The organism is Mucilaginibacter endophyticus (assembly GCF_003351025.1).
GTDB lineage: Bacteria > Bacteroidota > Bacteroidia > Sphingobacteriales > Sphingobacteriaceae > Mucilaginibacter > Mucilaginibacter endophyticus.
Window position 1 is genome coordinate 1,378,012 of sequence record NZ_QPCG01000002.1, and the last position, 22,206, is coordinate 1,400,217.

Annotated in this window: 16 protein-coding genes; 2 read left to right on the forward strand and 14 right to left on the reverse strand. The window is 43.8% G+C overall.

The features are described 5' to 3' along the window. Positions 1-138: 138 nt before the first annotated feature. The 12 genes from DUL71_RS13145 to DUL71_RS13200 all read right to left on the reverse strand — a co-directional run bounded on the left by DUL71_RS13145 (position 139) and on the right by DUL71_RS13200 (position 15,787). Positions 139-1,191: a sugar phosphate isomerase/epimerase family protein gene (locus DUL71_RS13145; RefSeq protein WP_114938473.1), complete on the reverse strand. Its 1,053-nt coding sequence runs from the start codon at positions 1,189-1,191 to the stop codon at positions 139-141. Positions 1,192-1,217: 26 nt separating this feature from the next. Further along, complete coding sequence (locus DUL71_RS13150; RefSeq protein ID WP_244228746.1) at positions 1,218-2,369, reverse strand: Gfo/Idh/MocA family protein; 1,152 nt, start codon at positions 2,367-2,369, stop codon at positions 1,218-1,220. A 146-nt stretch (positions 2,370-2,515) separates the two neighbouring features. After that, on the reverse strand, positions 2,516-3,082 hold the full coding sequence (locus tag DUL71_RS13155) for a gluconate 2-dehydrogenase subunit 3 family protein (RefSeq protein ID WP_091175423.1): 567 nt from the start codon (positions 3,080-3,082) through the stop codon (positions 2,516-2,518). Between the two features lie 117 nt (positions 3,083-3,199). Then, the gene (locus DUL71_RS13160) at positions 3,200-4,627 is read right to left on the reverse strand and encodes a Gfo/Idh/MocA family protein (RefSeq protein WP_114938474.1); all 1,428 of its coding nucleotides are present in this window, start codon (positions 4,625-4,627) and stop codon (positions 3,200-3,202) included. A 38-nt stretch (positions 4,628-4,665) separates the two neighbouring features. Further along, positions 4,666-6,345 (reverse strand): GMC oxidoreductase, encoded by a 1,680-nt coding sequence (locus tag DUL71_RS13165; protein ID WP_114938475.1) that lies wholly within the window; start codon positions 6,343-6,345, stop codon positions 4,666-4,668. Between the two features lie 276 nt (positions 6,346-6,621). Next, positions 6,622-8,337 (reverse strand): GMC oxidoreductase, encoded by a 1,716-nt coding sequence (locus DUL71_RS13170; RefSeq protein ID WP_114938476.1) that lies wholly within the window; start codon positions 8,335-8,337, stop codon positions 6,622-6,624. Further along, positions 8,337-8,951, reverse strand: a complete 615-nt coding sequence (locus tag DUL71_RS13175; protein ID WP_114938477.1) for a gluconate 2-dehydrogenase subunit 3 family protein — start codon at positions 8,949-8,951, stop codon at positions 8,337-8,339. Before DUL71_RS13175 ends, DUL71_RS13170 begins: the two co-directional genes overlap by 1 nt. A gap of 181 nt (positions 8,952-9,132) precedes the next feature. Further along, entirely contained in the window at positions 9,133-10,047 is a 915-nt protein-coding gene (locus tag DUL71_RS13180) for a TIM barrel protein (RefSeq protein ID WP_114938478.1), read from the reverse strand. A 17-nt stretch (positions 10,048-10,064) separates the two neighbouring features. After that, the gene (locus DUL71_RS13185) at positions 10,065-11,594 is read right to left on the reverse strand and encodes a TolB family protein (protein ID WP_114938479.1); all 1,530 of its coding nucleotides are present in this window, start codon (positions 11,592-11,594) and stop codon (positions 10,065-10,067) included. 337 nt (positions 11,595-11,931) lie between these two features. Continuing rightward, complete coding sequence (locus DUL71_RS13190; protein ID WP_114938480.1) at positions 11,932-13,002, reverse strand: fatty acid desaturase; 1,071 nt, start codon at positions 13,000-13,002, stop codon at positions 11,932-11,934. A 259-nt stretch (positions 13,003-13,261) separates the two neighbouring features. Beyond that, positions 13,262-15,166, reverse strand: a complete 1,905-nt coding sequence (locus DUL71_RS13195) for a tetratricopeptide repeat-containing sensor histidine kinase (protein ID WP_114938481.1) — start codon at positions 15,164-15,166, stop codon at positions 13,262-13,264. A 54-nt stretch (positions 15,167-15,220) separates the two neighbouring features. After that, a complete protein-coding gene (locus tag DUL71_RS13200) occupies positions 15,221-15,787 on the reverse strand; it encodes an acyl-CoA thioesterase (RefSeq protein ID WP_114938482.1) in 567 nt (188 codons plus the stop codon). Between the two features lie 128 nt (positions 15,788-15,915). On the opposite strand from DUL71_RS13200, the gene DUL71_RS13205 reads away from it, so the two are divergent. Further along, the gene (locus DUL71_RS13205; RefSeq protein ID WP_114938483.1) at positions 15,916-18,702 is read left to right on the forward strand and encodes a TonB-dependent receptor; all 2,787 of its coding nucleotides are present in this window, start codon (positions 15,916-15,918) and stop codon (positions 18,700-18,702) included. A 69-nt stretch (positions 18,703-18,771) separates the two neighbouring features. Then, on the forward strand, positions 18,772-19,494 hold the full coding sequence (locus DUL71_RS13210) for a toxin-antitoxin system YwqK family antitoxin (protein ID WP_114938484.1): 723 nt from the start codon (positions 18,772-18,774) through the stop codon (positions 19,492-19,494). Positions 19,495-19,634: 140 nt separating this feature from the next. On the opposite strand, the gene DUL71_RS13215 is transcribed toward DUL71_RS13210, so the two are convergent. Next, positions 19,635-20,138 (reverse strand): FKBP-type peptidyl-prolyl cis-trans isomerase, encoded by a 504-nt coding sequence (locus DUL71_RS13215; protein ID WP_112572239.1) that lies wholly within the window; start codon positions 20,136-20,138, stop codon positions 19,635-19,637. A gap of 12 nt (positions 20,139-20,150) precedes the next feature. Continuing rightward, positions 20,151-22,172: a thioredoxin domain-containing protein gene (locus DUL71_RS13220; RefSeq protein WP_114938485.1), complete on the reverse strand. Its 2,022-nt coding sequence runs from the start codon at positions 22,170-22,172 to the stop codon at positions 20,151-20,153. Between the last annotated feature and the right edge of the window lie 34 nt (positions 22,173-22,206).

Consider the following 22,206-nt stretch of genomic DNA (forward strand, 5'->3'; position numbering starts at 1 on the left):
ATCCCATCTTCAGGAAGCGGTTTCTCAAAAATAAATTATGTCATTGCGAGCGTAGCGCGGCAATCGCATGCTATACAGAGTGGCCCTGTATAGCGTGCGATTGCTTCGTCGTTCCTCCTCGCAATGACATGGATGGTTTTATATCCCTAACGTTTTCCTGTTGAACGCGTCATCAGAACCTGATGCAGCAAAATCATCAAAAGCACGCTCGGTAACACGAATAATATGATCTTTAATGAATTGAGCGCCTTCTCTTGCGCCGTCTTCAGGATGTTTAAGCGCACATTCCCATTCGAGTACGGCCCATCCTTTAAAATCATATTGTGTTAGTTTGCTGAAAATCGATTTAAAGTCAACCTGCCCATCGCCCAATGAACGGAAACGACCGGCACGGTCAACCCAGTTCTGGTAGCCACCGTAAACACCCTGACGACCGGTTGGATTAAACTCGGCATCCTTAACGTGGAACATCTTGATACGTTCATGGTACAGATCGATGTATTCCAGGTAATCCAGGCACTGTAATACAAAGTGCGATGGATCATACAGCAAGTTGGCACGTTTGTGGCCTTTTACATGATCAAGGAACATCTCGTAAGTGATACCGTCATGCAGATCTTCACCCGGATGGATCTCGTAGCAAAGGTCGATACCGTTTTCTTCGTAAACATCCAGTATCGGTGTCCAGCGTTTGGCCAGTTCTTCAAAAGCGGTTTCTACAATACCGGCAGGGCGTTGAGGCCATGGATAAACCATTGGCCAAAGCAGCGCGCCGCTAAAGGTAACCGAAGCGTTTAAACCTAAATTTTTTGATGCCTGCGCTGCATATTTCAATTGCTGAACAGCCCATTTCTGCCTTTCGGTCGGGTTGCCACGTAGATGTTCAGGTGCAAAACCATCAAATAAGGTATCATAAACCGGGTTTACCGCAACAAGCTGACCTTGCAGGTGAGTTGATAGTTCGGTGATTTCTAAACCCGCAGCATTAACAATACCTTTAATTTCATCAGCATAAGTTTTGCTTTCGGCAGCCTTTTGCAGGTCGATAAAGCGTGCATCAAGCGTTGGCAGCTGTACACCTTTATAGCCCAAACCTGCTGCCCACTGGCAGATGGATTCAAGGCTGTTAAACGGTGCCGCGTCGCCAATAAATTGTGCTATAAATATGGCAGGTCCTTTTATAGTGGTCATGTTTTTTGTTTTAAGTAGATGATGAATTAAATAGTGAAGTCAGTCCATTTAAGGTCCGATTTACCCGATGCAATCACATTTTCGATAAAGGCCATTCCGCGAACGCCCTCTTCAATTCCCGGGAAATCCAGTTCCTCGGGAGTAGCTTCTTTACCTTCCAAACCCGCTTTTACTGTTAAAGCAAAGTTGCGGTACAGGTTAGCGAATGCTTCCAGGTAACCTTCCGGGTGACCGGCAGGTGTACGAGTATTATGCTGCGCGAATGAGCTGGTATAACCACTACCTGTACGCCAGGTTTCGGCCGGCTTATCGGTATACATAACGGTTAATGAATTAGCATCACTCTGGTGCCATTCTACCCCCCCTTTTTCACCATAAACCCTGATCTTTACATTATTTTCTTCACCGGCAGCAATCTGCGTAGCTGTAAGCACGCCGCTTGCACCATTATTGAATTTCAACAGGGCAGCACCATCGTCATCCAGCTTGCGGCCAGGAACTACAATGTTAATATCGGCGCAAATTTTTGTCACCTCTAAACTGGTAACGTACTCGGCCAGGTTAAAGGCGTGCGTACCTATATCGCCCATTGCACCTGCAATACCGCTTTTACCCGGATCGGTACGCCATGAGGCCTGTTTGTTATCTTCTCCTTCTAAAAATGTACTTAACCATCCCTGCGGATACTCAACGTAAACTTTTTTAACAGCACCAATGGCGCCTGCTTTTATCAGTTGTTTAGCTTCCTTAACCATAGGGTAACCAGTGTAAGTATGGGTAAGGCAAAACAGTTTACCTGATGCCTTTACTACTTTTTCCAGTTCTTTAGCCTCTTCAAGCGAAAAGGTCATGGGTTTATCAAGCACCACGTGAAAGCCATTCTCGAGCGCCATTTTGGTTGGGGCAAAATGCACATGGTTAGGCGTAACGATGCTGATCACCTGCACGCGTTCGTTCTCGGGCAGTTGTTTTTCTTTTTCAATTAGTTCCTGGTATGAGCTGTATGAGCGGCTTGCAGGTAAACCAAGCAACAAACCGCTGGCCTGTGATTTTTCGGCGTTGCTGCTGAAAGCGCCGCAAACCAGTTCATATTCGCCATCAATACGGGCGGCTATACGATGCACGGCACCAATAAAGGCGCCTTGTCCGCCGCCGATCATTCCTAATCTTAATTTCATTTGTTTTTGTTGGGGTTGATGTTTTGAATTAAAGGCTTCTCAATCGATTGTATACGTCAAAAACAGCATTACATCATAATGCTGTTTTTGACAATAATTTCATTGGGGTAATCACCAAAGGTATGATCAATTGATATTGCAATTTTTTAGGTTGCCCAGGCTTTATCGCCTTTTTTGTATGGCAGGTTACCATCATATTTACCAGGAACGGCAATATAACGTAAAGCCTGTGTAGCACCCGGTTTTGAAGTGAAGAAACCAAGCAAGGTTAATTCTTTCAGCATCCTGAAGTAATGGTTAGGATCTTCGGGCTTTTTAGTTTTGGTATAATCTTTTTGTTCTTTGTCAAGGGCAGTTAACAACTCGGTACGCTGCTCCGGAGTAGCCTCCAGGAATTTTTTACCAAATTTTTTGTCGCTTGCGTCATTCAGGTCTTTTAAACCTTTGGTAAAGATCTTCTGGTCATCGGCAGTATAGCAATCCTGTACCATTACAGTCATAAACTTGCCAATTTCGGCCGCTTTAGCACCTGGGGTTGAGGTTGCAGGCAAAATGGTTTCGCCAATTTCATCCATCAGGGCCACATCATCCTGTGTAAAAAGGTCGTTTACCTTTGGCGAAGATGATTTACATCCGGAGATGAAAAACTCGGCGCCGATGATGGTACCGCCAAGGATCAAACCTACCCTGCCTATCGCTTCTCTTCTATTCATGTTTAATTATTGATTTACAGAATTAGTGATTAGTTGGATTAGTGAATAGTGTTTACCAGACTTACGAAGTTTTAAAAACTTCGTAAGTCTTTTCCCAACTAATCACGTATTCCTAAATTACGCTTTCAACACGAAACCTTCGCGGTAATCGCGTTTAATATACTTATTAACAGCATCAAAGTTGGTAACTTTCATAGCCTGGTTGTCCCAAACTAATTTTACCCTGCCACCATTTAACTCATGACCGCGAACCGCAAGGTTTGCCATCAATAATGCCTCGGTAAGCGGACCAGCCTTATCAAACGATGAGCTTAGTTCTGTTTTACCGTAACCGGCAATACAGCCTTCAACCCATTGCGCATAGTGACCGTTTGCGCCACCTGCCACACGGGCCCATTTTTGCGGAGCTTTCGCATCTTTGGTAAGCGATTTTGGTAATAATGTTGGCGCATCAGAATAAGTACTTGCGTACATTTTTCCTTTTGTACCAATGAATAATGTACCGTTACCTTCTTCACCGCCAAAGTTTTCGCTTGCCAGCAATTCGATAGGTCTTTCAGGCTGAATACCACCGTCCATCCAGTGCAGGGTAACATCGCCTTTGGTTTTATCAGTTTTAGGGAACGTTAATGTGATGTGGCTTGACGGAGGGCAGCTTTCAGGGAAGTGGCCTTCTTTAAACTCATCTACATAAACACTACCAACGCTGGCCTGAACGTCTTTTGCATACTGAATACCCAACACTCGGAAAGGCGCTTCAACCAGGTGACAGCCCATATCGCCAAGGGCACCGGTACCGTAATCCCACCAGCCGCGCCAGTTAAATGGTACCAGTTTATCAACGTAATCTTTTTTAGGTGCAGTACCCAACCACAGGTCCCAATCCAGTTCTTTAGGGATGTTTGGCTGTGGTGGTGGCCATGCAATACCTTGTGGCCAAACAGGGCGGTTTGTCCAGCAATAAACAGTGTGCACATCACCAATCAGATCGGCATCATACCATTCTGAAAGTAAACGTGTACCATCATTTGACGCACCCTGGTTACCCATTTGTGTTACTACTTTATATTTTTTGGCAGCCTCAGTCAATAAACGAGCTTCCCAAATATCGTGAGTTAACGGTTTTTGAACATAAACGTGCTTGTTTAACTGCATCGCATTGTATGTGATGATAGCATGGTTATGATCTGGAGTTGAAACCGATACGGCATCAAAATGCTTGTGTTCTTTGTCAAACATTTCGCGCCAGTCTTTATAATACTTTGCTTTAGGGAAATCACCGCGAGATTTGGCCGCTCTTCTGTCGTCCACGTCGCATAGGAAAGCGATTTCAGCTTTACCGCTTTTGTAAAAATTAGCGATATCGCTTTGGCCTTTACCACCTGCACCAACGCCGGCAATTAACAATTTATCGCTTGGGGCAATGAAGCCTTTACCGCCCAATACATGGCGCGGAACGATCATAAAGCCAGCTGCCGCAATAGCGCCGCTTTTAAGGAATTGCCTTCTCGACGGATTAGGGGTTTTGTCCTTTTCTTCAGTCATGGGTGTTTTTGTTATAGGTTGTTTTTATGTGATAGTGATTAAATTTCCCCTTTTTTAAGCGCGTCAACTGCATAGTTAGCAGCACGTGCAGTTAAAGCCATGTAAGTAAGTGACGGGTTCTGGCACGCTGCGGATGTCATACATGAACCATCGGTAACAAATACGTTTTTAGCATCCCAAACCTGGTTCCACTGGTTCAACACTGAAGTTTTTGGATCGCGGCCCATACGTGCGGTACCCATTTCGTGAATGCCACGGCCAAGGAACGGATTAGTGCTTGAGGTTTGCACTTCTTTAGCGCCAATAGCCTCCAGCATTTCTTTCCCGTCTTTTTCCATATCGATCCGCATTTTCAGTTCATTTGCTTTTAATTCGGCATCAATGGCAACAACAGGTAAGCCCCATTTATCTTTTTTGGTTTTGTCGATAGTAACCTTGTTATCATGGTAAGGCAATGTTTCGCCGAAAGCGCCCATACCTATATGCCATGAACCAGGTTCGGTCAATGCATCTTTAAATGCGCCACCAATGTTTAGTTCGGCAATGTCACGGCTCCAGCCTTCGCGGCTTGCCGAACCCTGGTAACCGAAACCGCGGATATAATCACGCTTTTCGCCGTTAAGGTTACGATAGCGCGGGATATAGAAACCATTTGCACGGCGACCGAAATAATATTTATCTTCATAGCCCTCAATCCTACCGTAGGCACTAACGTTAAGGTGGTGATCCATCAGGTTATGGCCCAACTCGCCGCTGCTGCTGCCTAAGCCGCCTTCCCAAACATCGGTAGCTGAGTTCATCAGGATCCAGGCCGAGTTAATGGTTGAAGCGTTTACGAATACGATCTTTGCGAAGTACTCATAAGTTTTGTTGGTTTCAGCATCCAGTACTTCTACGCCTTTAGCTTTCTTGGTGTCTTTATCGTACAATATTTTAGTAACGATAGACCAAGGGCGAACGGTTAAATTACCGGTAGCCATAGCCGCAGGCAAAGTAGCCGATTGTGTACTGAAGTAAGCACCAAACGGACAACCTAACCAGCATTTATTACGGTACTGGCAGTTTGTACGGTTGTTATGCGGCACGGTGATATTTGCCGTACGACCGATGATCATGTGGCGTGCTTCTTTATAGAATTCTTTCAGGCGTTTTGAAACGTCTTTTTCAACAACGTTCATTTCCATTGGTGGCATAAAATCGCCATCAGGAAGGATTGGTAAACCATCTTTATTACCAGAGATACCGGCAAATTGCTCGGCATAGCTATACCACGGAGCGATATCTTTATAACGGATAGGCCAGTCAACAGCGATGCCATCCTTCAGGTTGGCTTCAAAGTCAACATCAGCCCAGCGGTATGACTGGCGTCCCCACATCAATGAACGACCGCCCACGTGGTAACCACGGAACCAGTCGAACCTTTTGATTTCGGTGTAAGGACTATCTTTATCACTTGCCCAATAGTCAAGGTTGGTCTCATTTAACGGATAGTCGCGCTTAAGAACAGGGTAGTCGTCAATCATTTTCTGGGTACGGCCGCCTCTATGCGGAAATTCCCAAGGATCCTTGGTTGCGTTCACATAATCTTTGATGTGCTCGATATTACGACCACGCTCAAGCATGATGGTTTTCAAACCCTTTTGTGTTAGTTCTTTGGCAGCCCACCCGCCTGAAATTCCTGAGCCAATGACTATTGCGTCATAAGTGTTTGCAGACATACGAATAATATGATTAGTTTAATTTGTTTAGTACTTGGTTATCTCGTTAAATGTATGAATAAAATTCATTTTCCAAAATTACATTGTGTTTTTTTTACACATAGGTCTTAGTTATAGTAGCACTGGCAGTGGATTTTAGCGGCAGTAGCACTGGCAGTTGCAGTTAGCTTTTCCTCTATTCATAATAGCTAATTTACTGCATCTATTTAAAAATAACTCCTGCTGCAAATAAAAACTGCACCTTTTGTAACTGCCGCTGCAACTAAATCACTGCAACTAAATGTTCCCTTTCTTCATCTCGCTCATCGCGTAATCAGCTGCACGTGCGGTGAAAGCCATATAAGTTAATGATGGGTTTTGGCATGAGGTTGAGGTCATGCTGGCGCCATCGGTAACAAATACGTTTTTAACACTGTGCACCTGGTTCCACTTATTTAATATTGATGTTTTAGGATCGTTGCCCATACGTGCGCCACCCATTTCGTGGATGTCCAAACCGGGAGCCCGCCTATCCGTACTGGCTTTGATATTGGTAAAGCCGGCGCTGGTGAACATCTCGGTTAACTGCTCCACATAATCCTTTTTCATCTTTTCATCGTTATCGTCGTAATCTATGTTCATTTTAAGCAATGGTACACCCCAGGCATCTTTCTGCTTATCATCAAGGCTTACAAAGTTGCTTTCCTTCGGAATGGTTTCGCCCATCATGTGTGAGCCTACATGCCATGGGCCAAGTTCTTTATTAGCCAGGTTATCTTTCAGACTGCTGCCCACACCATCCCAACTGCGTTCCGGATACCTGTATGCGCTGAAACCCGATGCATAGCCGCGTAAAAAGTCGGTTTCCTGTTTGTATACGTTTCTGAAACGTGGGATATAACCACCACCTGCCGGGTTACGGCCATCGGTTGTCCATTCCTTAGCGCCATCATATTCGGCACCAATATGGGCCGAATAATTATGAAACGCTACATATTTACCTAACACGCCGCTATCATTACCCAAACCATTAGGGAAACGGTGCGATTTAGAATTAAGCAGTATCAGGTTGGTATTTAATGCTGCAGCATTAACAAATATCACTTTAGCGTAGTATTCTATAGCTTCTTTGGTATTGGTATCAATAACCCTTACGCCGGTCGCTTTGCCAAGCTTCTCGTCATAAATAATGGATTCGACCACCGAGAAAGGCCTTAACGTAGCGTGGCCTGATTTTAACGCCCAGGGAATGGTGGTTGCATTCGCGCTAAAGTATCCACCGAACGGGCAACCACGCTCGCAGATAGTACGCCTCTGACATTGTACCCTACCCTGATCCAGGTGGATCTGTTTAGGGGTTGACAAATGCGCGCAACGTGCGCTGATCACATGCCGATTTTTGTAATTACTCTTTACGTGATCTCTAAAATATTCTTCAACCGTATTTAATGGGAATGCAGGTAAAAACTCACCGTCTGGCAATTCGGCAATACCATCCCTGTTACCGGAGATCCCGGCAAATTTCTCTACATAGCTGTACCATGGCGCTATATCGTTGTAGCGGATAGGCCAGTCTACAGCAAAACCATCGCGTGCTGGGCCTTCAAAATCAAAATCGCTCCAGCGCTGGGTTTGGCGGGCCCATAACAGTGATTTACCGCCAACCTGGTAACCACGGATCCAGTCAAAAGGTTTATCCTGTATATATGGATGCTCGGCATCTTTTACAAAAAAATGTGCGGCGCTTTCCCCAAACGCGTAACAGCGGTTTACTATAGGATTAGCCTCCTGAACAGCCATCGGCAATTCGCCGCGGTGTTCAAACTCCCATGGGTACATATTGGTTGTTGGGTAATCCTTAATGTGCTTAACATCGCGGCCACGTTCCAGTATCAATGTTTTTAAACCTTTATCTGTAAACTCTTTAGCAGCCCATCCCCCGCTCATGCCCGAGCCAATGACTATCGCGTCGAAAGTGCGTTCCTTAACGCTGTCGATATTTAAATTAGCCATTACTTATACTGCTTGTTTTGTTTATAAGGGAAATGCGCATTGTACCTGCCTGGCACAAGCTCATACACCACAATATTGGTCATGAAATATTTTGAATTGGTGTAACCATTTATGGTTTGCCTTTTTACTATGCTGTAAAACTTTTTAAGCTCTGGCGAATATTTGCCGGCCGGTATAGTTGCTGGTGCGGCATCTTTTTTGTCACCGTTTTTCTGAGCAGCTGCTTCTTCGGCTTTACCCTCCTGCTCTATATCCAGTAAAAATGCTTCGCGGGTTTTGGCATCCAGCTGATCAAACGTTTTACTATATAATTTTTTAGACTGGTCTGCAAAATGTCCCATACCGGTTACAAACGCCTGCTGATCTTCTTTTTTATAGCAATCATCCAGCATCTTCAGTACAAATAAATGCAGTTGCAGATCTTTAGCGCCCGGCGTTGTTGTTTTAGGAATAATAGTTTCCGCTACATCACCTATCAGCTGCTCCTGATCGGCAGTGATATCGATATTTTTAAGTGCAACCTTCGACTTTGCTTTATCCTGCGAGCAGGCCGGGAGCAATGCTGCCCCTCCTATTATCAAAGCCAGGTTTTTAATGACGGTACGCCGGTCCATTGTTTAAACTAAATTGTTTTAGCGAAGCCCGTTTTATCTTCCGCGGTATTTTTACTTATTGGACAGATAAAGGGAAAGGCTTATTTATGATTTATAACGTATCTCCAAACTTAATAATTACAATTTAATATCAAGCGGAAAAAATTAAATCTTCACGAAAGTGTAAGATAGCTTTATACTATTAATAGCCCCATTTTTTCATGATTTGTAAATCAATTTTTACACAATCGATGGGATCTTTGCCCTGGTACGATTCCTGCTCGATGATGAAAAGTGAGGTGCCTCCTTTTTTAGCGCCAGCTTTCACAATATCCCTTACCGGCAAAATTCCTTTGCCCAAAATGGTGCTTTCGGTGTCATCGCCATTATGCGGTGGTACCTTAATTTCGTCTTTTACGTGCATTGACTGGAACCGGCCCGGATACTTATTAATAAACTCCAATGCCATACCGCCGGTGCTGAACATGTTACCAATATCAATTTGTTGGGCAACCAAAGCAGGATCGGTATTCTGGATGATATAATCGTAAAGGGTGATATCGCCAACTTTAGTACTGATCTCAAAATTGTGGTTATGGTAACCAAACATCATTGATGATTGCTTGCAAAGCTCACCGCATTTGTTAAATTGTTCCATTGCACGTTTCAGGGCATCCGTATCTGTACGTACCTTTTCATCCAACCAGGGGCTGATCACAAATTTTTGCCCCATGGTGGCAGCATCTTCAACCGTATACTTCCAGGCATCGGTAAAGTCATTTTTAGATGCGTCCCAGTGCTGTGCCGTCATTACAGTATGGCCGCTTGGCATTTTCAGGTCAAGGTCGCCCAGGATCTTTTTAAACTCTTTGGCGGTGTAGCCATAAAATTTTCTTTCGATATAATTAGCATGCTCCACATGGGCGTAACCCGCATCAGCTATCTTTTTAAGCGTTCCCTGCGGATCAGCTTTCATGGCATCGCGTACGCTATAAAGCTGTACCCCTACCCGCTTTAGTTTATTATCAGTCGCTGCAAATAAACTATCAGGAAGCAAAGCCGCTCCGGCTATTGCCATGGCCCCGGTTTTTAAAAATGATCTGCGTGATGTGTGCATGGTGTTACGTTTTAAGGTTATTTAGCTATTGGGAATACAGGAAACAATAGATCGGAATTACTTACAAAAGCCAGGTGCTTACTATCTGGTGCCCATGACGGGGTATTGATTGTACCCTGACCGCCATATAAATAAGCAACCACTTTTGACGGCCCGCCCTCTACCGGCATTACCCTTAAATATACATGTTTATAAAAAGGGTGATCGCCGGGTGCAACTTCACTTTTCAGGAAGGTAATATACACAATCCATTTACCATCTGGCGAAATATGCGGGAACCAGTTATTATAATCATCGTTGGTTAGCTGTGTTTGTTCGCTGCCATCAGCTTTCATACGCCAAACCTGCATCAGGCCGCTGCGCACCGAATTAAAGTAAATATACTTTCCATCTGGCGAATATTCAGGGCCATCATCAAGTCCGGGTGTGTTGGTTAGCCTCTCCTCTGGGCCGCCACCAGCCGGGATGCGGTACACATCAAATTCCTTATTGCGTTCGCCACAAAATACCAGGTACTTTTTATCAGGCGACCAACCATGCATATAGCTTGCACCATGCCCGGTTTGCGTTACCCGGGTAGCTTCGCCACCAGCCGATGATACAGTATAACCTATAGACGGGCCGCCATCGCCGCTACTGATGGCCAGCATTTTGCCATCGAAAGAAAGTACATGATCGTTATTATTATTTTTAGCAATGCCGGTATTGAGCACCGTTGGTGTATGCGATTTAAGATCAAATTTATAAAGCGAACCCTCGCTGTTATAGATAAGCGATTTACCATCCAGCGTCCAGTTGGGCGCCTGAATTGATTTTGGTGATTGATAAATTACCGTAGCATTCTGGCTTTCCAGGTCAAGCAGTTCGATAGCGCTGCCTAAATATTGTTTATAAGGCACAAGCGTAGCCGGAGCAGGCGTAACTACTCTTACATTACTAAATACCGCCTTTTCGGTAACATCCGCGTTGTGTGAGCAGATGAAGATGCCTACGTAAACATCATCGCCCAGATCAAGGTCTGTTACCTCTTCATTTACAAACAGATCGCCTTTGCGGGCTACCGACATCGTGTAGGTATTGCCTTTACGTTCCAGTTGGATTACGTCGGCTGCGGTTATGGATGCTTTCTTTTCTTCGGTGATGCCACTTACTGTTTTGCGATATTGCAACGAGGTAAGGCCATCGCCATGAACAACTGCATTAATGTGTTTTGAATTTGAATCGAGCGTTGTACGTACCATCAAGCCAACCTTGCGATGTGCTTCAACACCTTTACCTATAAAAGCTGCATTGGTACGCAGGATGAAATCGCCTTTTATTTTCCTCCACACAAAATGAAAATCATCATGCGTGGCCCAAATGTTTTGCCCGGAGCCGGTAAGTGTATATTGCTGCGTTTTAGCGTCGAAAGCTCCGCTGCCCTTATGTTTAACAGTACCTACATCGGTTTGTCCTTCAAATATTCCCGGTCCCTGAGCTTCAACCCGGAATGATGACAAGGCAAGGCATGCCATGAATAACACAACATTTAATACTTTACAGCGCATTGGTTTTGGTGTTTAGTGTACACTATAATCGGTTCACTAAAGGTATATAATCAATTTGCAATTAAGATAGTACTATTTTAACAATTCTCCACATTTTTAAGATATAACCAGATTTTTACAAAGTGTAATCTTAACACCCTGATGGGTCTTTCTATTGTAACAAAATCTGTATTAGCACGAGATTGCTTCGTCGTTCCTCCTCGCTATGACATGTTTTTTCCCACCTCAATCTTCTCAACATTTATAGTGACGCCAACTGTGGCTTTAGAGAAAAAAACATAAAAAAAAGCCATAACGGTAAACCCGCTATGGCTAAATAAAATGATATAAGAACCGCTTATTCCGCCGTTACCAATATCTCGGCAACAGGTACAGCCACCGGCACAATAGCCGGAACTTGGGTGCAATATTCTTTTAAAAAATCAGCCTTCGAGTCGCGGTATGAACTTACAGCCCCCAGCATGCTCATCATTTTAATGTAGCACCAGGCCAAATCAAACTGGTACGGTTTAAAACCAGAACGTGCGCTTTTAGGATATAGGTGATGGTTATTGTGCCATTCGCCGGCAACATATCCGGGCCATAGCTGGTTGATAGACATATCTTCGCGATTATGGTCGATACCCTCGCGGCGCATATCTTTTCCTTTACCATGCCCTTCGTAATTAAATGTGCGCACGCCAACTGCCCAGATCCCCGCCGAACCAAATACCGCGCAGGCCAGTGCCGGGCCACCTAACAGATAGAAAGCCGTGAACCAGAAACCCCAGTTAAGGATAATACCAATTACGGTGCGGGTTGGGTTGGCGAGGGTTCCCCATTTTTGATACTGTTTGTAAGTATTGGTGGTTACGCCGGTATGCTTCATCAGGTTAACACATTTTTTGTAGCAGGCTTCGTCCATATTGCGGGCTATGGGCTGGTGGTTAACATCGGCCAGGAAACAATACATAAAACCGCCCTGCGCATTATATGGATCGCCGGGCTGATCAGACAAAGCGTGGTGCACGTGATGCGATACCGCGTAAATCTCTTCCGGAATGATCTTAAGCGTAAGGTTTTGGGTAAAAAACCGCCAAAACTTATTCTTAAAGGTGTAAGCGCCGTGTGTGCAATACCTGTGATGCCAGATGGTACCGTGGGTACCCATGATGATCATACTATATACAAAGGCAACAATTAAGCCTGTAATGCTGAAGTATTTAAAAATGAACAAACCTAAAAAAGGCACTAAGGCCAGCACCAGCGACCAGCTTAAAAATGAAAGCCAGTTTTTTTTATCGGCGAAAACATTGATCCGTTTAAAAAATTCTTTTACAATTTGTTTGTTGGTAGGTTTCGAGAGATTGCCAAGTTCATCTGTCCAACCATATGCAGGTGGTTCGAGCACAGTGTTTAAAAATGCCATTAAGTTTTGGGGAGATTAGTTAAGCGAGTGGGAAATTTATGTTTATTTTGTCACAATATAGTAAAAACTACTTATTGCTTATACGTATTAACGGGGTAAATAGATTTAAATTACCCAACAAATGATTAAAACTTTTTCAAAATAATTAAATTTCTTTATATGAAAGTATAAAAGGCTATTTCCACCACATATTGCTTATTAAGCATTAATCATGTAGCAAAACCGGATGCTTTAAATAGGAATAATTTTTGAGGCGTAACTAATCTGTTACCAAAGGGAGACTAAAACTGAATATGCTTCCCTTGTTTACTTCTGAGCTCACCCAAAGCCTGCCGCCGTTAAACTCAATAAGTTCTTTACATAAAAACAGTCCAATACCGTTGCCCTTTTCGCCGGAAGTACCTGTAGCGGAGTATTTAGTGTTGAGGTCAAATAAATTATCCAGTTTTTCGGCAGGGATGCCGTTTCCGGTATCAGAAACGCTAATTACAAGTTTGCTGCCGTCAACGGCGCTTTTTAAAGTAACCACACCGTTATCGCCTGTAAATTTAATGGCGTTGCTGATCAGGTTGCTTAAAACCACTTTGATATGTCTTTCATCGGCCTGCACACACGTACCCTGTAAAGCAAGGTTATCAAACCTGATATTTTTTTGCTGAAAAAGGTAATTAAAGATCCGTCCCAGCTCCATGCCAATCAGGTAGCTATCTATCGCCGATAGTTCATGATTAATCCCTTTTATTTGACTGCCGGCCCATTCCAACAGGTTTGACAGCGTTAATTCGGCACCCTGCACAACAGGCTCTATCTCTTTCATCAGGCTCTGTACCTCTGCCTCGGTTAAAACACCGGTATGATACAGGCGTAATATGGAATGTAGGTTGGCAAGGGGTGTACGCAGGTCATGGCCAATTACTGCCAGCAATTTATCTTTAAGACTGTTAACACCGGCCAGGTTTGCAGATTGCTCTTCTATCAAATCTTTTTGGATCAGCAAAGCCTTATGCTGTTTACGCATCCGGTTGCTTAAAATTCGTTTTTGTTTATAATGATAGTAGGTAACAGATAAAGCCAATATCACAATAAGCAAAGTGATGATCAGCGTAATGATTATTACTTTTTGCAGATGGATCTTAGCGCTGTACTCTTTAGCCTTTTGTTCAACTGCAGCGATAGCGTTAAGGCGACTATTAAGCTCAAAATAACTCTGGATCAACTCGGTATTTTTTCGCTTGTCAGTTGCGTTTAGGCTATCAAGCGCCTGGGTATATTTTTTTTGGTAAGCTAAGGACTGCTCTATGTTGTGCTTTTGCTCAAAGCTATAGGTCATGGTTTTATAGGCCGATGAAATACCGTCCATAACCCCTATGCTATCTGACAATGCAGCCCCTTTTTGAGCCAGCTCAATAGCTTTATCGTACTGGTTTAATGAATTATAAATAACTGCGCGTTCAATAAATGATATGGCCCTCAAACGCTTGTTATTAACAATATAACTCATGTGCAAGGCAGTATCCGAATAAGCGATGGCTTGTTGGTATTGCCCTTTTAACCGGTACGCGTTAGCCAGCCTGCTATATAATATGCAAATGGCTGGCTGATCATTTACCGCCCTGCTAAGCTGCATGGCCAATTTAGCATTGGCTATCCCCTTATCATATTGCTTTAGTTTAGCATAAACAAATGAGCGCTCATTGTAAACCTCGGCCAGCATTTTAGAATCATGCCCTGCAAAACGTGCCGCTATTTCCAGATTTTTTATGGCTTTGCCATAGTTTTGCAGATCGGTATAAGCCCGGCCAATTGAACTGTAGCAGTGAGCAAATAACAAGGGCTTGTTTTGAGGCAGATAAGTTAATGCCGAATTAAAATAAAACAGACTGATGGGGTAATATGATTGTGACCAGTATACATGCCCTAAGTTTAAAAAAGCACGACCAGTACCCTCATTGTATTTTATTTTTTCCGAAAGCAGTAAAGCATGCTCGGCCATTGCCCTGGCCTCATGCGGGGCGCCAACGTAGGTATTTTCTATATACTGATTAAGGCTGTCGATAGTTTTGATTAACGCGGGAGAGCTTTTCGGTTCGGTTCCGTTTGTTTTTTGCGCATAAGATGTACCATGCATCAATAACAGCAGTAATAAACCTACAGGCCTCGTCATTCTCGTTAATAGTTTCAGACTGCAATCTAATAATAAACTTTATATGCGCAATAGCTATCCGGCAACAAGGCAGCGTTCGCCCTGCAGCATTGCAATACAATGTTCATAGTTATCAGGCATTTGAATCTGTTCAACTTCCTTCATATAACTTTGTTTAATTTCTTTACGGCGACGGGCTTCAATAAAACGCCTCACCTGCTCGCGGTTTTCAAGCACTAAGCCGGGCACTTTAGCAGGTTTATTAAACTCATCCTTAGCTACCATGGTGAAGTAGCTGGTATTGGTGTGTTTTACCGAATGATTTTTGATATTTTCAGATATCACCCTGATGCCAACCACCAGTGATGTATTGCCCACATAGTTTACCGATGCCATCAACGACACCAGCTCCCCTACCTCTACCGGCTGCAAAAAATCTACTGTATCAATAGACGCGGTTACGCAATAATTGCCGGCGTGTTTGGCTGCACATACGTAAGCCACCTTATCCATCAGCGAAAGCAGGATCCCCCCGTGAATTTTGCCACCAAAATTGGAGTACGAAGGGATCATCAGTTCGGTAATGGTGGCTTGTGAAAATGCTACGCTTTTATAGCCGTCGATATCGGGTAAAGTGCTCATAAATAATGATAATATAGTATAAGGTTATGCGCTAAAATACAATTTATGCAACATTAGTATTACATAGGGTCAAATCATTAAACCTTCATTAAACTTTTAGGGTCAATAACCTAAATTGACCCTAAACTATGAAAAAACACTTACTGCTTGCGTTTATCAGCTTTCTTTTTTTGTCAACGGCCTATGCTCAGCAACCGCGCGAGGTACACGGAACTGTGGTTGACAGCGTTGGCGCTGTGCCCGGCATTACCGTAAAACTGATATCTGATAAAGACAGCACAGTAGTAGCAACCAGTACCGCCGGTGCTTTCGTTTTCCCGGCCGTAATTTCTAAAAACTTTAAGCTCACCATAAGCGGTATCGGCTACCAGCCCTTTACACGTCGTTATGTAATGGATAATGATACCAAACCCATTAAGCTTGACCCAATTAAAGTAAAAGTGCAAACCAATATGTTGAACACCGTAGTGGTTTCGGCAGTGATTCCTATAACTATCAAAGAGGATACCGTTGAATACAAGGCCAGCGCCTATAAGGTAAGGGAAGGATCGCCGGTGGAAGACTTATTGAAAAAACTGCCCGGTGTGAGCGTTGATAAAGATGGCAACGTAACCGCGCATGGCAAACAGGTTACCAAAGTACGGGTTAATGGCAAGGATTATTTTACCGGGGATGTACAAACCGCTACCCAAAACCTCCCGGCCGACATCGTAGAAAATATCCAGGTGATTGACGATTACGGCGATCAGGCCAATCTAACAGGCATCAAAACCGGCGACCCGGACAAGATCCTGAACATCACTATTCAAAAGGGAAAAAGCAAAGGTAACTTTGGCCAGGGAAGTGTTGGTGTAGGTAACGACGACAGGTACCAGGCCCGTCTTTCGGCCAATTCATTTTATGATGCGAGGCAGCTGGCACTCATCGGCACCTGGAATAACAACAATACCAACACCTTCAACATAGGCAGCAGCGGTGGCGGCGGCGGTCGCGCCGGGCGTGGTGGCGGTGGAGGCGGAAGCAGTGCCGGCGGTGTAAGCACAGCAAACGGTATCACAACCAACCGTTCTATCGGTACCAATTACCGCGACGACTGGAGTAAAAAGGTTACCGTATATGGCAGTTATAGTTTTGCCGATAAAGACCGGGATATTAACAGCACAACCGTACAGCAAAACCTTTACCAATCGGGCAATATTATTAACATGGATAAAAGCACCAATCATAATCATGGGCTGAACCACCGGTTTGATTTTAATATCGAATACAAAATAGATACATCTAACTATATCAAAATAAACCCCGGCTTTTCTTACGCCACTGCCGAAAACATGAGCACCGATACTTTTAGCAATTCGCGTAAAGAATCGGTAGTTACCGGTAACGAGTTGGCTTTAACCAATAACTCATCGCAAACCGGCAGCATCAATGTGCTTTATAATCACAAGTTTCATAAAAAAGGGCGTAATTTTAGTTTAAACGCCAATGCAAGCTATTCTAAAAACGACCAGGAGCTAAACGATAAATACACTACCCGGCAGGATACGGTTGTAACACCCTTGTTCCAGCAGATCAATTCAGATAATCAATCGCAAAGGGTAAGCCTTCATTTTTCATATATCGAACCTATTGGCAAAACAAATTACCTGGAGGCCAATTACAGCTATAACTATTCCAACACGGATAATAACCGCTACAACTACCGGATAGATCCAGCAACAGGCAATCAAACCTATGTAGATTCGTTGAGTACGCTTTATAATTACCAGTTCATTACTAATCGTTTCGGATTAAACCTGCGTGGCGTGCATCCCAAATACAATTACACTTTAGGTTTGGCTGTTCAACCTTCCAAACTTGATGGCGAATCGCACAATTTTCATACTACCACATCCACATTTAATGTTATTCCAACGGCGCGGTTTATTTATAACTTTTCAAAAAACCATTCGTTTTCATTTAATTACAGTGGTTCAAACGCGCAACCTTCATTTGCCCAGCTACAGCTTCAACCCGATTATTCCGATCCTCAAAACAGGGTTTATGGCAATCCTGACTTAAAGCCTTCGTTTACCAATAGCATCAATATCAGGTACAACCAGTTTGATATTGCAAGCGGCAATTCCCTGTTCACCAATTTATCATTTTCAGAAACACAGGATGCTATAGTTACCAACTCATCGCCGGTTACCGATAGTACCCAAACAACCAAAGGCAATAACACCATCCAGGCAACCCGCTATGTTAACACCAACGGTATTTATAATATAAGTGGTAATTACTCCTTTTCAAAACCTTTTGCAGAACGCAAGTTTACCGTTTCGTTAAACGGAGGTGCCAACTATAACAATAACATATCGTTTATTGAAAACCAGCGCAATGAGGGCAAAAACTGGGTGCTTAACCAGGGAGCCAAACTGAGGGTAGATATTGACAGTATTATGGACAGCGAAATCAGCGCTAATTACAGTATCAACACCACACGCTACAGCATCCCATCCACAGTAAATACAAACGCGCAAACATGGACCTTAGGACTTGATGGCCGCAATTACTTTTTTTACAGCTGGGTGCTGGGTTACAATTTAACCCAAACCATTAATCATGGCTTCAGCAGCACTGTTAAAGCTAACCCTACCCTGTTAAGCAGCTACGTTGAATACCAGTTTTTAAAAAAGCATATCGCTTCCCTGCGTTTCCAGGCTTTTGATATTTTTGATGAGAATAAGGGCGTAACACGTACTACCTCAGGCAACCAAATCATTGATACCCGTACCAATAGGCTGGGCAGATATTTCATGCTTAGCTTTGCTATAAGGCTGCAAAAATTTACAGGCAGTCGCCCTCAAGGTGGTCGCGAAGGCGGGCGTGGCTTTGGAGGAGGTGGGGGCGGTCGGCGTGGAGGCAGGGGATAATTTGTATCCTGCTTTTTTTGGAGATAACTTAACCGCTGTTATATATTTACAACAATCTATATCCCTGCATTGAGAAAACTTATTTTAACTTTTATATCGATATTATATATCGGCTGTGCGTTTGCACAAACCAAAGAAGCCGCCGCCGCAGCAAAAGCAGGCCCGGAAACAGTTATTGTAAAAAATCGTCTTACCGACTCGGTGGTAGAGCGCTTTAATGTGCTTAAAACCAACAGAGGTATCCGGCAAGGCCTATATCAAGCACTTTATCAAAAAAATTACGCGCTGGCAAGTGGTTACTATGATAATGATAAAAGAACCGGCACCTGGCACTTTTTCGATAACCGGGGGCACCTGGTACAAAACTTCGACTATAAAACCAACCAGATCACTTACGAAGCACCGGAAGACAGCACCTCAAACCTGCAATATGTTGTAGATGTAAAACTTAGCGATACAGCACGGGTTACCAAACCGCTTAAAGTAGGCGGTCGTTTTTTTGGATACCTGCCTTACCTTAACCTGTTTAAACTTCCGCCCGAGTTGCTTAACCTTAACCCCAATGTATCATTTGGCATGGTTGAATTATTGGTTAGCCCCCTAGGGCGGCTTGCCTCGTTCAAAGTGCATGTATTTAGTGGCAGTTTCGAAAAAGTATTTAATATGAGTATCGACGTACCCGACCCTGCCGATAAGATCTTTATACCAGCCACAGTAAATGGCGAACCAGTATCATCCAGGGTGGTTATCAAATGTGCTTTCAGGAGCGATGGCGGATTGGAGTTCTATTAATTGCGCCTCCTCTAAATCTGTCCTAAAGGGGAGACTTTTATTAGCAGGATAAACAAAAAAGGTTCATTTGCATTATGCAAAATGAACCTTTTTTATTTAAAGCCCTCTCCCTTTAGGGGAGAGTTGGGTGGGGCTTGCTATTAGTGATCGTGATGACCATCCGGGCCGTGCGCATGGCCGTGTGATAGTTCTTCAGGCGTTGCCGGGCGTACATTAAGGATATCGCCTTTAAAGTGCAGTTCCTGACCAGCCATTGGGTGGTTAAGGTCAACAATAACGGCATCTTCGGCAATTGAAACTACCATAGCCTGGAAACGGTGGCCCTGGTTATCCTGTAAAGGCAAAATGCTGCCAATTTCAGGAATTTCGGTACCCTGAAACATTTCTTTAGGCAGGTTTGCTACTGCTTCTTCATCATATACGCCGTAAGCATCTTCCGGAGATAAGCGAAACTCATAGCTGTCGCCAGTTGAAAGTGTGCTCAGGTGTTCTTCAAACTTAGGCAGCATTTGGCCTGCACCAAATAAAAAGGTTAAGGGTTGTTCCTGAGTGGTACTTTCTACCAAAGTTTCGGTACCTGTGTTTTCGCGGTCTACGTACAAATCGTAGGTTAATGATACTACGTGCTGTGGTGCAATCTTCATTGTAAATTGTTTTTAGTTGTAAAATCTGGCTTCAACTTCATTAAGGGCGTCGGCCGGGTTATGAGCAGGTAATCCGCAGGTTTTATCTTTACAAATGAAAATTTGTGTTGATGTACCAAACTTATCCTGCAACAAAGGTAAACTTCCTGTATTACCACCCAACATAATTTTATTAGGGATGTAATTATTTTCCATTTCCTTTCTGAAAGCCTCGGCATTACTGCCGGTTATCGCAATTTCATTTACGCCAAATACCTCATCAAGCAACAGCATTACCCAGTTTGAGTAGGCAGAGCCATATTTAGGTAATTGCGGCATAACATTGCGCAGCAACTGCGCCGAAACCTCAGTGTACTCTTCGTTATCAAAAAGCAAGCCTAACTTTTTAAGCACCCTTGCCATAACCGAATTGGATGCCGGAATTACGCCATCCATAATCTCCGATTTGCGGGCAATCAGCTGCTCATCATCATCGGCAGTGAAAAAGAAGATCCCTTTGGTTTCATCATAATAGTGTAGCAAGGCGGTATTGGCCAGTTTACGGGCCTCAAGTAACCATTGCTCGTTAAAGGTTACTTCATACAATGCTATCAAGCCATCAATGATATTGGCATAATCATCTAAAAATGCTACCGGGCTATCCTGCGACGTTGTGGCATTATAAACCCGTGATAGCCTGCCATTTTGGCCAAGCAACTTATCTAACACAAACCCGGCGTTATTTAACGCGAGTTTGAGATATTCCGGTTTATTAAAAGCACGGTAAGCATCAACAAGTCCTTTAAGCATTAATCCATTCCACGATGCCAGGATCTTGTTATCCAGGCCCGGTCTTACACGCTGGGCACGCGCTTCAAATACTTTTTGTTTTGAGGCTTTTATTTTGGCAAGCAGCTCATCAATAGCAAGTCCTAATTTTTCAGCCAACGCCTCATCGCTATCCTTACGGAATAATACATTTGATTCTTCCTCTTCCCAATTGCCATCTTCAGTAATATTGTAGTAGATACAGAACAGTTCAGCATCATCGCCTAAAATTTCAGCTATTTCACTTTTAGTAAAAATGTAAAACTTGCCCTCCTTGCCTTCACTATCGGCATCAAGGGCCGAATAGAAACCATATTCAGGCGACATCAGTTCGCGGGTGCTGAACGTGATGATCTCGTCAACTATCTGTTTGTATAATTCATCGGGCTGCCAGGTATAGGCCTCCGCGTACAGACTAATCAGCTGCGCGTTATCATACAGCATTTTTTCAAAATGCGGCACATGCCAAAGCCAGTCGACAGAGTAACGCGCAAAGCCGCCGCCAACATGATCATAAATACCACCGAAAGCCATTTTATGCAGTGTTAGCTTTACCTGTTCGGCAACTTCCTCATCTTTCATTAAATAAGCATAACGCATCAAAGCCTGCCAGTTATTAGGCATCGGGAACTTAGGCGCGTTACCACTGCCTCCCTCCCGCTTATCAAAATAACGTTTCCAATTGCTAACTATAGTTTGCAGATCATCTTTGGTATGCTCAGCCTGTGCTACTACAAACTCTATCGACTCATATTTTTGGATTCCCTCGGTGAGGCGCACAGCGTAATCTTCGGCTTCTTCAGGCTTTTGCTTATAAAAATCGGCAAGGTTAAAGAGCAGCGATGTCCAGTCGTTTTTACGGAAGTAGGTACCTCCATAAATTGGCCGCTGATCGGGCAGGCAGATACAGTTTAACGGCCAGCCACCACGGCCACTCATCAGTTGAACGGCACTCATATAAATCTGATCAACATCGGGGCGCTCCTCCCTATCAACTTTAATACAAACAAAATATTCGTTCATTACGGCCGCCACGGCTTCATCTTCAAAGCTTTCGTGTTCCATAACATGGCACCAGTGGCAGGCTGAGTAACCAATACTCACCAGAATGAGCTTGTTTTCGGCTTTGGCCTTGTCAAGGGCTTCCTTGCCCCAGGGGTACCAATTAACCGGGTTGTTAGCATGCTGCAATAAATAAGGCGATGTGGAATTGGCCAAACGGTTCATATATGATAAATGTATTTGCTGCAAAGGTGCAGAT

Bases quoted from the DNA above. Each gene is read 5' to 3' on its own strand.
- DUL71_RS13220 (WP_114938485.1), bottom strand. From the start codon at position 22,172: ATGAACCGTTTGGCCAATTCCACATCGCCTTATTTATTGCAGCATGCT.
- DUL71_RS13145 (WP_114938473.1), bottom strand. From the start codon at position 1,191: ATGACCACTATAAAAGGACCTGCCATATTTATAGCACAATTTATTGGC.
- DUL71_RS13200 (WP_114938482.1), bottom strand. From the start codon at position 15,787: ATGAGCACTTTACCCGATATCGACGGCTATAAAAGCGTAGCATTTTCA.
- DUL71_RS13170 (WP_114938476.1), bottom strand. From the start codon at position 8,337: ATGGCTAATTTAAATATCGACAGCGTTAAGGAACGCACTTTCGACGCG.
- DUL71_RS13165 (WP_114938475.1), bottom strand. From the start codon at position 6,345: ATGTCTGCAAACACTTATGACGCAATAGTCATTGGCTCAGGAATTTCA.
- DUL71_RS13150 (WP_244228746.1), bottom strand. From the start codon at position 2,369: ATGAAATTAAGATTAGGAATGATCGGCGGCGGACAAGGCGCCTTTATT.
- DUL71_RS13195 (WP_114938481.1), bottom strand. From the start codon at position 15,166: ATGACGAGGCCTGTAGGTTTATTACTGCTGTTATTGATGCATGGTACA.
- DUL71_RS13215 (WP_112572239.1), bottom strand. From the start codon at position 20,138: ATGAAGATTGCACCACAGCACGTAGTATCATTAACCTACGATTTGTAC.
- DUL71_RS13175 (WP_114938477.1), bottom strand. From the start codon at position 8,951: ATGGACCGGCGTACCGTCATTAAAAACCTGGCTTTGATAATAGGAGGG.
- DUL71_RS13160 (WP_114938474.1), bottom strand. From the start codon at position 4,627: ATGACTGAAGAAAAGGACAAAACCCCTAATCCGTCGAGAAGGCAATTC.
- DUL71_RS13155 (WP_091175423.1), bottom strand. From the start codon at position 3,082: ATGAATAGAAGAGAAGCGATAGGCAGGGTAGGTTTGATCCTTGGCGGT.
- DUL71_RS13180 (WP_114938478.1), bottom strand. From the start codon at position 10,047: ATGCACACATCACGCAGATCATTTTTAAAAACCGGGGCCATGGCAATA.
- DUL71_RS13185 (WP_114938479.1), bottom strand. From the start codon at position 11,594: ATGCGCTGTAAAGTATTAAATGTTGTGTTATTCATGGCATGCCTTGCC.
- DUL71_RS13190 (WP_114938480.1), bottom strand. From the start codon at position 13,002: ATGGCATTTTTAAACACTGTGCTCGAACCACCTGCATATGGTTGGACA.
- DUL71_RS13205 (WP_114938483.1), top strand. From the start codon at position 15,916: ATGAAAAAACACTTACTGCTTGCGTTTATCAGCTTTCTTTTTTTGTCA.